Genomic DNA, 14,570 nt, shown 5'->3' with positions numbered 1-14,570 from the left:
CCTCACCCCGGGGCGAGCGGGCCCTTCACTGGCGCAATGCGAAGGAGATGTGCGGGGCCAGCGCCCGAAGGAAGTCCCGCGCGTCGAACATCTCACCGGCGGAGGCGACGCCGACCGTCCTGGTCCGTCCCGTAAGGATGCGGTCGACGGCCTCCACCGCGAGCGGCGCGGTGACGGCGTAGATGTCCTGGCCCGTCGCCACGGCGCGCCGTTCGGCACCCCCGGAGCGTACGGCCACATCGACGAGGAAGGTCTGCGCGGACCGGCCGCGCTCGTCGACCGCGGCGGGGGCCGGTGTGTCCGGCGCCGCCAGGTCCTTCGCCGCCTCGACCGTCATGTAGGTGCGTACCTCGGGGATGGACAGGTGGCTGGGGAGCGTGACGACGTCGGCCATCGTGAACTCGCCGATGACGGCCCGGGAACCGAGCGGGGCGGGGAAGGGCCACTCCAGGGTCGGCGGGTCGTCGTGGCGGTACTCCAGCCGCCCCTTGCTGTAGCGCACGCGCCGGCCGTTCCGCCGCTCGCGTGAGACCGCGCCCGCGTCGCGCGTCCCGCCGGTGGGGTGCCAACCGCTCAGCCCGTACGCGATGTGCGCCTCGTCCGCCGTCGTCCAGTCGCCCATCGCCGCGGTGGCCAGCAGGTCGCCGAGCCCGCCGAAGAAGGCCATCGCGGGGACGATCACCGCTCCCGCGGTGCGGGCGCGTTCCGTGAAGTGCGTGAACGTGTCGGCGTTGGCCTCGATCTCCGCCGCCACGTCCACGTACGGGATCCCGGCGCGCAGGGCCGCCTCGATCAGGGGCGCGGCTGTCATGGCGAAGGGCCCCGCGCAGTTGATCACGGCTGCGGCCCCGGCCAAGGCGCGGTCGAGTGAGACCGGGTCGTCGACCGACGCCGTACGGACGTCGAATCCGGGGCCGGACGCGGCGAGGTCGCGCAGCTTGGCGCTGTCACGGCCGGCGAGAACCGGGACGAACCCGCGATCCCGCAGCTCCGCCACCACGAAGCGCCCGGTGTGCCCGTACGCCCCGAACACCGCCACCTCGAGCCCTGATTCCATGGGTCCTCCCCGACGCGAATGATCTCTTGCCCGCTCGACCGCTGGACCTGCCGGCCTGTCCGGTCGTTGATCCGTTGCGGAACATCCTGTCGAGGGCGGGTGTCCCGCACGAGTGTCCGGAACGACACGACCCATACAATTCCGGACGTGAGTACTGTCGCGTTCGCCGTCACCGACGGGATGTTGCACTTCGAGCTGTCCGTGGCGTACGAGGTCTTCGGCTCCGACCTGACGGGCGTGGCCGACCCCTGGTACGACGTCGTCGTCTGCGGGACGGGGGCCGTACGGTTCGGGCGGTTCCGGCTGGAGGCCGACCACGGACTCGACCGGCTCCAGCAGGCCGACACCGTGATCGTCCCGGGCTGGGCCGACGTCGACGAGGACCCGCCCGCCGAGCTGGTCGACGCGGTGCGTGCGGCCCACGAGGCGGGGGCGCGGGTGGCCTCCCTCTGTACGGGCGCGTTCGTGCTGGCTGCCGCTGGCCTGTTGGACGGGCGGCGTGCGACCACGCACTGGGCGCACGCCGCGGATCTCGCCGCCCGCCACCCGGAGGTGGAGGTGGACCCGGACGTGCTCTACGTGGACAGCGGCAGCGTGCTGACCTCCGCCGGCAAGGCGGCCGCGATGGACCTGTGTCTGCACCTGGTCCGCCTCGACCACGGCTCGTCGGTGGCCAACACGGTCGCCCGCCGCCTCGTGGTCCCGCCGCACAGGGAGGGCGGTCAGGCCCAGTTCGTCACCACCCCGGTGCCCGCCCGGCACAGGCACCCGCTCGCCGAACTGTTCCCCTGGGTGATGGAACGGCTCGACCATCCGCTGACGGTGGAGGACCTGGCCCGTCAGGCGCGGATGAGCTCGCGCCACCTGGGCCGGCACTTCCGGTCAGTGACCGGTACGACGCCGCTGCAATGGCTGCTGGCGCAGCGGATCCGCCACGCCCAGGAGTTGCTGGAGAACACCGACGACAGCGTCGACGCCATCGCGGCCGCGACCGGCATGGGCACGGCCACGACGCTGCGCCGACACTTCAACCGCACGGTCGGCGTACCGCCGGACACGTACCGCCGCACGTTCCGCGCGCGGACACGGCCGTCGGCCTGACCGGCACCTACGACGGGCTCAACGCCAGCCGAACCGGCGGTCCACGACCGCCGCGAACTCCTCGAGCGACAGCACGGCGTCCCCGTTCTGGTCGGCGGCGTCGAACAACGCGGAAGAGGCATCGGCGTCACCCACACCCCAGAACGGCAGGAGCCCCGACGCGGCCAGGGACGGCCCCTTGGTGTGCAGGGCGGTGATCACCTCTTCGCGGGTGAGCGTCCCGTTCTTGTCGAGGTCGAGCGCCTCGAACAGCTTCCGGGCCTTGTCACTGATCACGTCGGTCCTCTCCTTGCACAGACGGGCGGCGGACCCGCCTCACTGCCGGAGCAGACGCATTCCGCCCCGGCCTGGTTGCCCCGAGCCCGGACCGCCGTCGACTCGATCAGCCTGCGCCTGCCCCGGCCCCGCCGCTCCCCTCATCACCCATCGGCGGCCGACGGAGCCGCCTGAAGGAGGATGGATCACGTGAAGACATCGAGCGAACACGAAGCCGCCATCGTCCGCCTGTGGGACGAACACCTGCATGCGGCTTTCCCCGCCCGACTGCGCGGCGCGGAGGGCGTGCTCACATCGACGACCGACACGGCCCTCACCGACTGAGCCGGAGGCTCGCGGCGCACACGGACGACGTGACGGGCGGGCACCGTCGACCTCGGCGCTGTCGGTGGCCGCATGGCCTCGGTGAAGCCGTTCGGCCTGGCCTCGGTACGTGTGCGGCCGGGCCTGTCGATAGGCTGACGATCATGGCGGACTGGGGGATGCGACCGGCGTCGGAGGGCGACGTCGAGGCGGTGGCCGAGTTGCGGGCCGTCGCGCTGCGGGCGGATCTCGAGCGGCTCGGGCGGTACGACGAGTGGCGGGTGCGGCAGCGGCTGCGGGACGGGTTCGCACCGGCACACACCTGGGTGATCGAGATGGGCGGCGCGTTCGCCGGCTGTGTGGCGCTGCGGCCGGCCGGGGACGCCCACTGGCTGGAGCACTTCTACCTGGCTCCCCACCTGCAGGGTGCGGGCATCGGTACGGCTGTGCTGCGCGAGCTGCTGGAGCGGTGCGACCGGGACGGCATCCTCGTCCGGCTCAACGTCCTGCAGGGCAGTCCGGCCCGGCGGCTTTACGAGCGGCACGGATTCGCACTCGAAACGCAGGATCCGGTGGATGTGTTCCTGGTGCGCGAGCCGGCCGCGGCCGTGGGCCACAACTGATCGCTGCCCGGTTCCCGCCGCGCGTGCCGCACCAGCGTACAGGCGATCGATTTCACGGTGTTATTGACGGATTACCGTCCGTAAGACATTCTCCGTGCCGGAGTGACGGAGACCCGGACGTCAGGTGCGGGTCCCGTGAAGATTCCGAGGGGGGAATCGTGCATCCATCCGTCATGCCCGGGCGCAGACCCACGCGTCTTCGCCGTCTCATGACCGGCGCCGCGGCCTTGGCCTTAGCCGCCGCGGCCACTCTGACCTGGGCCCCCGCCGCGTCGGCGGCGCCGGCGCCCGGAGCTTCGGCCAGTCCGACGTCCGTCGGCCGATTCGGTACGTCCACGGTGACGCTCGCCCTCGATGGCGAGAGCAGCACCCAGTCGACGCCGACCGACCTGGTGCTGGTCCTCGACGAGTCCGGCAGCATCAACGACACGGAGTTCGACCAGCTGACGAGCTTCGCGGACAGTGTCGTCGCAGCGGTCGCCGACGACGGGCTGTTCGCGAACGGCGGCAGGGTGGGCGTCGTCGGGTTCTCGGACACCGCGGAGAACGTCAGCGCGCTCAGCGACAGCGAAGCGGCCGTCCGTTCCGCCATCGTGAACAACCCTCAGCTGCGCGCCAGCACGTGCATCTCCTGCGGCCTCAACCAGGCCGGCAGCATGCTCGGTGCCGACGACCCGCAGCGCAACCAGGTGGTCATCGTGATCACCGACGGCAACGCGAACCCCGGTGACCCCACCGGTGCGGCGGCCACGGCCCTCCAGGGCAAGGCGACGGTGTTCGCGGTGGGCGTCGGCGACGGCGTCAGCCAGGCCACGCTCGAAACGATCGCGAGCGGTGCGGGACCCGACAACACGTTCTCCGTGGGCGGTTTCGACGACCTCGCCGACCTCCTGGAGGAGCTGGTCTCCGCGGTGTCGGTCCCCGGCGCCACGCATCCCTCCATCGCCGTCACGCTCGCGGCGCCCTGGACGCTGGTTCCCGGCTCGGTGACCGCCAACCTGGCCGGATCGTCGATCGGCGGCGTGACACCGGACGGGTTCACCTGGTCCCGGGCGAACCTCGGCGACGAAAACCTCGTGATCACCTATCAGGTCAAGCACGTCGGCGCGCCCTGCGGTCCGCTCGGGGTGAACTCGTCCGTGGTCTACCACGACGACGAGAACGCCGCGGTGGCCTTCCCGCCGGTCGTCGTCACCGTCACCTGCGTGCCCCCGGTCGCCGACGCCGGTCCGGACAAGTCCGTCGCCGAGGGCTCGTCCGTGACGCTGGACGGATCCGGCAGCCACGACACGGACGGCGTGATCACGTCGTACGCCTGGAGCGGCGCCCAGGCGGGCGTCGGGGCGCTCTCGGACACGAGCAGCGCGGTGGCGACGTACGCCGGTCTCGACGACGGCGCCGACGCCGTGACCCTGACCGTGACCGACGACAACGGCCTGACCGATGACGACAGCACCACCGTGACGGTGCAGAACGTGGCCCCGAGCCTGGCCCTCACGTCATGCCCGGTCGCCCCCAACGCGGTCGGCACGGATGTCTCGATCGCGGGCTCCTTCACCGATCCGGGCACGCTCGACACGCATGAGATGAAGGTCGCCTGGGGCGACGGCACCACCTCGGTGTCGCCCGTGACGTCCCCCGTCAACGCCTCGCACCAGTACACGGCCGCGGGCATCTACGACATCGCCGTCACCGTGACCGACGACGACGGCGGCTCGGACACCAAGAACTGCGGCTTCGTCGTCGTGTACGACCCCGACGGCGGCTTCGTCACCGGCGGCGGCTGGATCGACTCGCCCGCCGGCGCCTATCCGGCGGACCCGAGCGCCACCGGGCGCGCCAACTTCGGCTTCGTGTCGAAGTACAAGAACGGCGCCTCAGTGCCGACCGGCAGCACGGAGTTCCAGTTCAAGGCCGGGTCCCTGAACTTCCACTCCCAGGACCACCAGTGGCTGGTCGTCGCCGGCAACAAGGCGACGTTCAAGGGCACCGGCACGGTCAACGGCACGGCGGGCTACAGCTTCATGCTGACCGCGACCGACGGCAGTCCGGACCGGTTCCGGATGAAGATCTGGAAGACCGCGGACGACACGCCGGTCTACGACAACCAGGTCGGAGCCGGCGACACCGCCGACCCGACGACCGCCCTGTCCGGCGGCAACATCGTCATCCACAAGGGCTGACGCAACGACGCACGACACCACCGGCCGGCGCGGGCGCTCCACCTCCCGCGCCGGCCGGCGCTGCTGTGTCCCCCATGTCGGAGCGTGGGCACCGGCCGCGTCGAGAAGTCGTCGCCGCACACCGACTCGCCGCCGTCGCCGCCGTGGACCGCGGTGGGGTCACTCGTCAGCTCCGTCGTGTGGGTCGCAGCGAGTGACATGGGCCCCGTCTCACAGGCGGGTCCGACACAGCCGTGCCCGCCCCGCGCCCTGCGGCTCTGTGCGGCCGAAGAGTGCCGCTGACACTGATCAGCCACCACGCGGATCCGGATCCGGTAGAACGCGCCATCGAAGTACGCGCTGTCGTCCGAAGTTCACCGATCCGAAAGGACCGCGTCCATGCACCTTCGCCGTATCGCGGCGCACGTCGCCGCGTGCGGGGTCCTGTTCGCGCTCGCGACACCCGCCACCGCCGCACCACAAGCAACCGCCCCGGGCGCATGCCGCCCCGCCGACGCCCACACCGGCACCGACCGTACGGACTCCGACGCCGGGTGCCTCGAGGTGGCCCTGCGGATGGCCGAGGCGCCCGCCCTCGGCTCCGAGGCCACGCTCGACATCGAGGTCCGGTCCGTGGCCGACCGCTCGGAGGTGCAGCTCGACGTCGAACTGCCCGCAGGACTCGTGTGGGTGAGCCCGCCCACCGGCCTGCGATCGTCGACCGCCGCCTCGCGCGTACCCGCCCACGGCGGGCAGGTGCACCGCGCGGCGGGCGAGGGCCACGCCGGCCGTGAGCGGCCGTGGCGGCTCAGCGGAACCGTCAAGGCCGTCGGTACGGGCCCGGTGGGCATCCGTGCGACGGCGACCACGCCCGTACCCGCGCAGGGCGGCTTCGACGGGGACAGTGACAGCGTCTTCCTGACGGTCGGCGCGGAGCGGTCCGCCTTCGGCATCGCGGTGAAGGACGTCAACCCCGTCTCGCCCGTGAAGGACGACGTGACGCGGGCCCACCCCCACCTCACCCACCGGCCCGCGGGTCCCGCGCCGAAGCGTTCCGCCGAGGCCGGAACGGCCTGCGCGACCGGCTCGTGGAACTACGTGGACCACACGGGGCTCACCCGCGTGTCCGGGAACGCCCTCGTGACGGTGTACGACTCCGACGCGAAGGGCTCGCACGACGTGCTCGCGACCGGGCTCACCGGCGCGGACGGCCGGTACCTGCTGTGCTTCGACAACACCGACGAAGAGGGCGGCGGGCAGGACCTCTACGTCCAGTTCGCGACGGAGAACCCCTCCTGGGTCATACGGAACGGCAGGTCCCGACAGGCCTACCGGTTCGCGACCGCCGTCCGTCCCGACACCGCCTCCGGCGGCACGGTCGACTTCGGCGCGTTCCAGCCCGCCGACGCCGCCCTGATGCGAGGTGTCGAAGCGTTCGACACGCTCGACGCGGCGTGGGCCTGGACGCCCGGCACCGCCTGCTGGGACGCCAGGGACACCGCCTGCAGACGGGGCCTCGTCAACTGGGCCCCGGACTCCACCGACGGCACCTACTACTCCCTGCGGGGCAACGCCGTCCATCTGGCCGCCGAGGACCCGGACGCGCCCGTCCTGGTGCTCCACGAATTCGGTCACGCCCTCATGGACGACGTGTACGAGGACGACTTCCCGTACTCGCCGAACTGCAGCCCCCACTACATCCCGCGCACCAGCTCGGCCGGCTGCGCCTGGACCGAGGGGTTCCCGACCTGGTACGGCGCCATGGTGCTCGACGACCCCACGTTCCGGTGGCCGGGCGGCCGGACCCTGGACCTCGAGGGCCCGACGTGGGGCACCACCGGGTGGGACAACGGCGACACCGCGGAGGGCCGGGTCGTCGGCGCCATGATCGACCTGGCGGACGCGGCCAATGAGGGCGGGGACACCTGCTCCGAGGACCCCACCGGCCCGATGTGGAACACCTTCCTCGGCCATGTGTCCCACACCTTCCGCGAGTTCTGGGCCCACCGTGCCGCGGACGGTCACGACGTCGGTGCCGCCGCACTCGGCTGTCTCCTCCACAACACGATCGACTACCGCTCCTGATCAGCGGCACGGTACGCACGCGGGCGCACCAGCCGGTTTCCGGGGTGGTGCGCCCGCGCACCCGGGTTGGTACCTTGCCGCGCATGGCGACGGGGAAGGTCGGCGAGGCGCTGACGCGGCTCGGCATCGGCGGCCGGGCGGCCAGGGTCTACCTGGCACTGCTGGAGCACGCGCCGGCTCCGCTGAGCGAGATCGGCACCGCGGCCGGGCTGGACGACGGGGAACTGGCAGCCGCCTACGCGGAGCTGGTGGACGCGGGGCTCGCCAGTGCCGCCGTCACCGGACACGGCCGGGTGGTCCCCGTACCGCCCACGGCCGGGCTGCAGATCCTCAGCAGACACCGCGCCGCCGAACTGGACGCGTCCTGCGTCACCGTCACGGGCGCCTTCGACACCTTCCGCAGGCTGCGCAACGCCGAGTACCGGGACGACCTGGTCGAGGTGGTCACCGGCGAGGAGATCGGCCCGCGGCTGCGCCGGGCGTGGGCCAGCGCGCGGGCGCAGATACGGCAGTTCGACTCTCCCCCGTACTTCCCCATCCCCACCGCCACGGACGAGGCGCTGGCCACCCTCGCCCGCGGCGTGACCCAGCGCGTCGTCTACACACGGGAGTCGCTGGAGTTCCCGGGCAACCTCGCCGGGAGCATCGAACCGTGCATCGAGGCCGGCGAGCAGGCCAGGGTCGTGCCGTCCGTACCCGTGAAGCTGATCATCATCGACGACGCCTACGCGTTGGTGTCCCTGCCGATCGAGGAGACCGACGTGCACCACACCATGCTCGTCGTGCAGGCCAGTGGCCTCTTCTCGGCGCTCGTCGCGCTGTTCGAGCAGACCTGGCAGGGCGCGCTTCCCTTCCACGGCCCCCTGCCCGGGGCCCGGCGCCTGCTGCCGTCGGACCGCCGGCTGCTGGCGCTGCTCGCCGGCGGCGTGTCCGACGACGACATCGCCCGCGAACTGGGCATCAGCCGCCGCACGTTGTTCCGCCGCATCGAGCTGCTGATGACGCGCCTGGGCGCCAGGACCCGGTTCCAGATGGCCCTGCAGGCGCAGCGCCGGGGATGGCTCTGAGCAGGTCCCGGCGGATGACGGTGACCATGGGCGGCTTCCCCGAGGGTCCCGGTCGTCCCAGCCTCGCGTGTGCCGGTCGACCCCGGCGGATATTGGCTTGCGCGCCGTGGTCGTTCGGGCCAAGGTCGCCTGAAAACCCGACCGAGGCAGAGAAGATGACCACGCAGATCCAGCACGTCGACCACGAACTCGTCCAGGCCGCAGCCCACATCGCGCGCACCCGCTGCCGGGGGGACAACCACACCATGGCGGCCGCGGGCCGCGCCCGGGACGGCCGGATCGTCACCGCGGTGAACGCCTACCACTTCACGGGAGGCCCGTGCGCCGAGCTGGTCCTCATCGGTGCGGCGGCCGCCCAGGGCGCCTACGAACTGGACACGATCGTCGCCGTGGGCGACCGCGACCGCGGTGTCGTTCCTCCGTGCGGCCGGTGCCGTCAGGCCCTTCTCGACTACTTCCCCGCACTCAAGGTCATCGTCGGCGACGGCGAACGCATCCGCACCGTGCTGATCACCGACCTGCTGCCCGCGAGCTACGTCTGGGCCGACCACCAACTCGCGGCCGAGTAAGCGCGTCGCAGAGCACGGGCGCATCCGACGGCGGGGCGGACGCCTTGCCTGGTGCGGCACTTGGGCCTGTCTCACCGAGGATCTTGGTGGAGCTCGCGGAACCAGAAGATGAGTCCGTGCAGGTCTACGCGTCTTGTCGTGCGGGTGCGGCGTGCTGGGGCTTGTGGACGGCGGGTTCGGGCAGGGTGCGGAGGAGCAGCCAGCTCAGGGCGGGCATGGCGATCAGGGGGGCGAGGGCCGTCTGCAGGGAGGTGGCGTCGGCCAGGTGTCCCAGAAGGGGGCTGACGAGGCCGCCGATGCTGACGGTGAGGCCGAGGGTGACGCCGCTGGCGGTGCCGATGCGGGAGGGCAGGTAGTCCTGGCCGAGGGTGACCTGGAGGGAGAAGGGGACATACAGGCCGGCCGAGGTGAGGGCCACGAAGAGGAACATGGCCGGGCCTGGCGTGCAGACCACTCCGGTGACGGCGGCGATCGAGAGCAGGTAGGACCAGCGGGAGACGCGGATGCGGTCGTAGCGATCGGCCAGGGACCCGCCGAGGACCGAGCCGACCGCGCCGCCCAGGAACAGCAGGAACAGCGCGACGGTGCCCGCGATGGTGCTGCCCTGCATGCGCTGCTGCGCGTAGAGGGAGATGAAGGTGCTCAGGCCGGTGAAGACGATGGAGCGGAAGACGACCGCCAGGGACAGCTTCACGAACGAGGCCACGTCGTCGGCGCCCCGACTCGTGGAAGTCCTGGAGGCGTCGGCCTGAGGCCGGGCGAGCGTCCGGAGCACGGGCACGCACAGGGCGGCGCCGACGAGCGCGGGGAGGACCAGAAGCGGTGTCCAGCGCAGCGAGCCGTGTCCGATCGCGGCCGACACCATGATCGGGGCGAGCGCGAAGCCGATGTTGCCGCCGAGGGAGAACCAGCTCATCGCGCTGTGGCTGCCCCGACTGGCCAGCCGGGCCACGCGGGCGGCCTCCGGGTGGTAGGCGGCCACCCCGATCCCGGAGACCGCGACGAAGAGCAGAGTGAGCCCGTAGGAGCCGCTCAGGCCGCTCAGCGCGATGCCCACGCCGCCCAGCAGAGTGCTGACCGGCAGCAGCCACGGCAGGGCCCACCGGTCGGTGAGCGCGCCGAACACCGGTTGGGCCACCGACGACAGCAGAGACGCGGCCAGCACGATGCCCGAGGCCACGGCGTAGCCATAGTCCCGTTCGGCCACGAAGAACGGGATCAGCGCCGCGACAGCGCCCTGGTAGATGTCGACGCAGGCATGCCCCAGGGCCAGCAGGGAGATCGATGTATTCCTTCGCACCCGCCCCATGCTGGGAGAAGCACCCGGTGTCCCGCTTTCGATAGATTGCCACGCGATGCAGAAAATCCGCCACACCCCCGTCGCGCCGACCCGGACTCAACGTCTCGCGTCCGGTGGTGAGATCGACGCGCACCGCCATGACGACCACCAGATCGCCTACGCCAGCCAGGGCACCATCTCGGTGACCACCGACGCCGGCACCTGGGTCGCCCCCGCCACGCGCGCGATCTGGATCCCCGCCGGCACCGTCCACCAGCATCAGGCCCACGGCGAACTCGACCTCCACCTCGTCGGCCTGCCCGCCACGGAAAACCCCCTCGGCTTCGACGAACCGGCCGTCCTCGCCGTCAGCCCCCTCCTGCGCGAACTGATCGTCGCCTACACACGCGACCCCGAGAACGACAGCCCGCGCCACCTCCGCCTGCGCGCCGTCATGCTCGACCAGCTCGAGATCTCCCCGGAGCAGCCCCTGCACCTACCGACCCCCACCGACCCGCTGCTCCGGGAACTGCACGACATCCTGCGCGCCGACCCGGCCGACAACCGCTCCCTCGACGATCTCGGACGCCGGATCGGCGCCAGCACCCGCACCCTCTCCCGCCGCCTCCGCGACGACCTCGGCCTCACCTACCCCCAGTGGCGCACCCAGATCAGACTCCACCACGCCCTGATCCTCCTGGCCGACGACACCCCCGTCACCACCGTCGCCCACCGGTGCGGCTGGTCATCCGCCAGCACCTTCATCGACGTCTTCCGCCGCACCTTCGGTCACACCCCCGGATCCCGCCCCGCCACCCGACGCGGGATCCGGCCGGCGTGCGAGCCGCCGAGATCGTTCGGCGGGCGGAGGCACTAGGCGGTTTCGGGCTTCTTCAGGACCTCCACCAGGCTGGAGGAGCTGTCCGCGGCGTGGCCGGCGTCCATGCCGCGCCGGAAGACAGCGGCGACGGCGGCGGGCAGGGCGGTGTCGACGCCCGCGTCCGCGGCGGTGTGCAGGACGTGTTCGGTGCTCGCGAGGCCCATCGCGAGGCGGTCGACGTCGCCCCCGTGGTCGCCGGCGTCGACGCGGGGCGTGTAGAACTCCAGGAACTGACGGAGGTTCAGGGCGTCGACGGCGAGCGGCAGGATGTCGGCGGCCTTCAGACCGTGGGCGCCCGCCATGGCGACGGCCTGCCAGTAACTGGTGAGGGCCGTCCAGAACATGACCATGTTGAGCTGGTAGAGGAGCGCAGCGAGGCCGGGGTCCTCGCCGCGGTGGTCGGGGGTCGTGAGCACCTCCAGGGTGGCGCGGTGGGCGTCGAAGACCTCGCGCGGGCCGCTGTACAGGGTCGTGGAGGCGGCGTCGCCGATGCCCGAGGGCGGGGTCAGGACGCCGCCGGTGAGCTGTGTGGCGCCGCGCTCGGCGGCCCAGGCGGCCGCGGTGCGGGCCTTGTCGGGGGTGTCGGAGGTCAGGTTCACGAGGACGCGGCCCTTCAGGGCGGCCGGAGGGGCCTCGCCCAGTACGGCGTAGACGGCGTCGTAGTCCGTCAGGCTCAGGACCACCAACTCGGCTGCGCCGAGCGCCTCTTCGACGGTGGGCGCGAGGCGGGCGCCGCGCCGGACGAGGTCGTCGGCGCGGGACGGCGTGCGGTTCCAGACGGTGACGGCGTGGCCGCGGTCGAGGAACGCGGCGGCCATGGCGCGGCCCATGGGGCCCAGGCCGATGACGGTGACGGGGGCGTTGGCTGAGGTCGTGCTCAAGGGATCCACCTCTCCGGGACATCACTAGAACGAACGCTCTATCCAGAGCGATGACGAGACCGTAGCACAGGTCTAGAACGAACGCTCTACTCATTTCCTCGGTACGATCTGCTCCATGCAGACCGCCGCCGCAGCCAACAGCCCGTCCTCCTCTCCCGGTACGCGGGACCGGATCGTGACCACCGCCGCGCGCCTCATCCAGCGCCAGGGGTACGTCGGCACGGGCATCAAGCAGATCGCCCAGGATGCGCAGGCGACCCTCGGCTCCGTCTACCACTTCTTCCCGGGCGGCAAGGAGGCCGTGGCCGTCGCGGCACTCCGGCACAGCAGCGAGGAGTTCGCGGGGTTCCTGCGGGAGGCGCTGGGCGGCGAGGAGGACCCGGCGGCCGCGGTGGAGGCGTGCGCCGCGCGTCTGGCGACGGAGCTGCACGCGTCGGGGTGGGTGGACGGATGCCCCGTCACGGCGGCGGCGCTGGAGACGCTCGGCACCGACACGAAGATCCAGCAGGTGTGCGCGGAGGCGCTGCGCGACTGGGAGCTGATCGTCCACGAGAAGCTGCTGCGCTGCGGCTTCGGCACCGACGACGCGCGGGAACTGGCGACCACGGTCATCGGCGCCCTGGAGGGCGCGGAGGTCACCGCCCAGGTCAACCGCAGCGAGGCCCCCCTCCGAACGACGGGCCGCCAACTGGCCCGCCTGATCCGCTCGTACGGCTAGGCCGTTTCGTTCGGACATCGCGAGTCCTCATACTTCCCGAATGGAGATGCAGGCTGCGGAAGCGGCGCGACGCTGGCTGGCTGATCAGGGCATCAGCCAGGTGCGCGACGGGTGGGTCAGCGACGAGAGGCCCGACGAGCTGCTCACGGCGAACCAAGTCGCGCATTCCTGGGCCGGCGACGTGTTCGCCGAAGACCTGGACGCGGCCGACCAGGTGCGGTTGGCCTTCGGGCTGCTGGACCTCCTCGACGAATACTGGGTCACGTGCGAGATCCGGTTCGCGGACGAGGGCGCGGAGGGTCCCCTGCCGGCCGACGTGCTGTGGGACGGCTACCGTCAGCGGTTGGAGGCGGACCGGGACGTCGAGGCCGTCACCTACTCGCTGTGGGTCGACTGGTTCGAGGACCACACCACTTCCGCGACGGCCTTCGCCGAGGTACTCGGTCACGACATCGACCGAGTGGTGGCGGATCGATCGGAAGGCCTGCTCCGCCGAGCCCGTCGGGTTCTCGAGTGCTCGGGCCCGGTGCGCTGGCCCGTGAAGGAGCCGACGTACCGCACCGCCGCGCGGCTCCCCGCCCTGCACCCGGCCCTCTTCCGCGGCCTGCGGGGGAGCTTCCACGACGTCTACGGCGACCTGGAGCCGGCAGCCGCACTGGCCCTCCTCGACCAGTTGGATCTGCCCACGAACACCCAGCACCTCGCGGAGCTGCGCCACGTACTTGCCTCGGGGCACAAGAACCACCACCGCAGCCCCGGCGCCTGGGACGACGCGGTTCGCTCCTGCTCCTGAGTCGTGGACCGACCGTGCGGATGGCGCGCGTGCGCCGGTGCCGGCGAATGGCGCGGGAAAGGGGCGCGCGGTCAGTCGTCCGTCCGGTCGTCGGCGTCGTCGTCGCCGGGCGTGTGGTGCGAGGAGCGTGCCGTGTCGGGCGCCTTGTTCGACGCGGCCGGACGCTGGGCCTTGGCGTCGGCCCTTGTTTCCTTCTTCGAGCCGTCGGCGTTGCGCAGCTCGACCTCCCAGGTGCCGTCGTCGTCGAAGTCCACCGACGTCACCGTGGCGCCGGAGTGGCCGCTCAGCGCCGTGGCCGCCGCCTGGGCGGCGGTCACCCGTGCCGAGCGCAGCGCGGCGCTCTCCGCCCGGTCCTCCGCGTCGTCGGCGTCGTCGTCCGCCTCGTGGCTCACCGTCGCCTTCGATGAGTCGACGGTCAGGTGGTGCGTCCGGTCGCCCTTGCCCAGCACCTCGACGTCCCAGTGGCCGCCGTCGTCGTCCAGCTCCGCCGAGGCCACCACGCCCGGGGAGGCCTTCAGCGCGGCGGCGATCGCCTGTGCGGCGCTGACGGAGCCTGCGGCGGCGGCCCTGTCGTCCGCCCGGGCGTCGTCCCGGTGGTCCACCCGGGCGTCGTCCCGGTCGTCCGCCTCGTCGTCGTCGCTCCGGACCACGTCCGCCGCCGTCCGCAGGGACGGGGTCGCGTCGGCGGCAGACACGGCGACCGCCGTGTACGTTCCGCCGCCGACCAGCACGGCCGCCGTGAGCGTGGCGATGACCGGATTGCGCTTCATGGGTTT

General features: G+C 71.9%; 15 protein-coding genes. 10 read left to right on the top strand and 5 right to left on the bottom strand.

Going from position 1 to position 14,570, the window contains the following annotated elements; genetic code table 11:
• Positions 1–25: 25 nt before the first annotated feature.
• Positions 26–1,057, bottom strand: coding sequence for a saccharopine dehydrogenase family protein (locus ABEB09_RS32315; RefSeq protein ID WP_345693463.1), 1,032 nt, complete (start codon positions 1,055–1,057; stop codon positions 26–28).
• 147 nt (positions 1,058–1,204) lie between these two features.
• Here ABEB09_RS32315 and ABEB09_RS32310 point away from each other — a divergent pair, with 147 nt between their 5' ends.
• On the top strand, positions 1,205–2,158 hold the full coding sequence (locus ABEB09_RS32310) for a helix-turn-helix domain-containing protein (protein WP_345693462.1): 954 nt from the start codon (positions 1,205–1,207) through the stop codon (positions 2,156–2,158).
• 18 nt (positions 2,159–2,176) lie between these two features.
• Here ABEB09_RS32310 and ABEB09_RS32305 read toward each other — a convergent pair whose 3' ends face one another.
• Positions 2,177–2,431, bottom strand: coding sequence for an EF-hand domain-containing protein (locus tag ABEB09_RS32305; protein WP_345694160.1), 255 nt, complete (start codon positions 2,429–2,431; stop codon positions 2,177–2,179).
• Between the two features lie 192 nt (positions 2,432–2,623).
• On the opposite strand from ABEB09_RS32305, the gene ABEB09_RS32300 reads away from it, so the two are divergent.
• From ABEB09_RS32300 to ABEB09_RS32275, 6 genes are all read left to right on the top strand, one after another.
• Positions 2,624–2,758, top strand: a complete 135-nt coding sequence (locus tag ABEB09_RS32300; RefSeq protein WP_345693461.1) for a hypothetical protein — start codon at positions 2,624–2,626, stop codon at positions 2,756–2,758.
• 143 nt (positions 2,759–2,901) lie between these two features.
• A complete protein-coding gene (locus ABEB09_RS32295; RefSeq protein WP_345693460.1) occupies positions 2,902–3,360 on the top strand; it encodes a GNAT family N-acetyltransferase in 459 nt (152 codons plus the stop codon).
• 338 nt (positions 3,361–3,698) lie between these two features.
• Complete coding sequence (locus ABEB09_RS32290) at positions 3,699–5,543, top strand: VWA domain-containing protein (RefSeq protein WP_345693459.1); 1,845 nt, start codon at positions 3,699–3,701, stop codon at positions 5,541–5,543.
• 378 nt (positions 5,544–5,921) lie between these two features.
• Positions 5,922–7,607 carry a hypothetical protein gene (locus ABEB09_RS32285; RefSeq protein WP_345693458.1) on the top strand — a complete coding sequence of 562 codons (1,686 nt, stop codon included), beginning with the start codon at positions 5,922–5,924 and terminating at the stop codon, positions 7,605–7,607.
• 83 nt (positions 7,608–7,690) lie between these two features.
• Positions 7,691–8,674 carry a helix-turn-helix transcriptional regulator gene (locus ABEB09_RS32280; RefSeq protein ID WP_345693457.1) on the top strand — a complete coding sequence of 328 codons (984 nt, stop codon included), beginning with the start codon at positions 7,691–7,693 and terminating at the stop codon, positions 8,672–8,674.
• A gap of 155 nt (positions 8,675–8,829) precedes the next feature.
• The gene (locus ABEB09_RS32275) at positions 8,830–9,243 is read left to right on the top strand and encodes a cytidine deaminase family protein (protein WP_345693456.1); all 414 of its coding nucleotides are present in this window, start codon (positions 8,830–8,832) and stop codon (positions 9,241–9,243) included.
• Positions 9,244–9,367: 124 nt separating this feature from the next.
• On the opposite strand, the gene ABEB09_RS32270 is transcribed toward ABEB09_RS32275, so the two are convergent.
• Positions 9,368–10,543 (bottom strand): MFS transporter, encoded by a 1,176-nt coding sequence (locus tag ABEB09_RS32270; protein WP_345693455.1) that lies wholly within the window; start codon positions 10,541–10,543, stop codon positions 9,368–9,370.
• Positions 10,544–10,598: 55 nt separating this feature from the next.
• Between ABEB09_RS32270 and ABEB09_RS32265 the strand changes: the two genes are divergently transcribed.
• On the top strand, positions 10,599–11,399 hold the full coding sequence (locus ABEB09_RS32265; protein ID WP_345693454.1) for an AraC family transcriptional regulator: 801 nt from the start codon (positions 10,599–10,601) through the stop codon (positions 11,397–11,399).
• Here the strand turns inward: ABEB09_RS32265 and ABEB09_RS32260 are convergent.
• Positions 11,396–12,283, bottom strand: coding sequence for an NAD(P)-dependent oxidoreductase (locus tag ABEB09_RS32260; protein ID WP_345693453.1), 888 nt, complete (start codon positions 12,281–12,283; stop codon positions 11,396–11,398). The two genes, ABEB09_RS32265 and ABEB09_RS32260, sit on opposite strands and share 4 nt — an antisense overlap.
• A gap of 115 nt (positions 12,284–12,398) precedes the next feature.
• Between ABEB09_RS32260 and ABEB09_RS32255 the strand changes: the two genes are divergently transcribed.
• Both ABEB09_RS32255 and ABEB09_RS32250 read left to right on the top strand, forming a co-directional pair.
• Positions 12,399–13,001, top strand: a complete 603-nt coding sequence (locus tag ABEB09_RS32255) for a TetR/AcrR family transcriptional regulator (protein WP_345693452.1) — start codon at positions 12,399–12,401, stop codon at positions 12,999–13,001.
• A gap of 40 nt (positions 13,002–13,041) precedes the next feature.
• Positions 13,042–13,794, top strand: coding sequence for a hypothetical protein (locus ABEB09_RS32250; protein WP_345693451.1), 753 nt, complete (start codon positions 13,042–13,044; stop codon positions 13,792–13,794).
• A 71-nt stretch (positions 13,795–13,865) separates the two neighbouring features.
• Here ABEB09_RS32250 and ABEB09_RS32245 read toward each other — a convergent pair whose 3' ends face one another.
• Positions 13,866–14,564, bottom strand: a complete 699-nt coding sequence (locus ABEB09_RS32245; RefSeq protein WP_345693450.1) for a PepSY domain-containing protein — start codon at positions 14,562–14,564, stop codon at positions 13,866–13,868.
• Between the last annotated feature and the right edge of the window lie 6 nt (positions 14,565–14,570).

Origin of the sequence: Streptomyces coeruleoprunus, from assembly GCF_039542925.1 — a bacterium.
In the GTDB taxonomy this organism is placed as follows: domain Bacteria; phylum Actinomycetota; class Actinomycetes; order Streptomycetales; family Streptomycetaceae; genus Streptomyces; species Streptomyces coeruleoprunus.
This window is presented reverse-complemented; position numbering and strand designations above follow the sequence as displayed.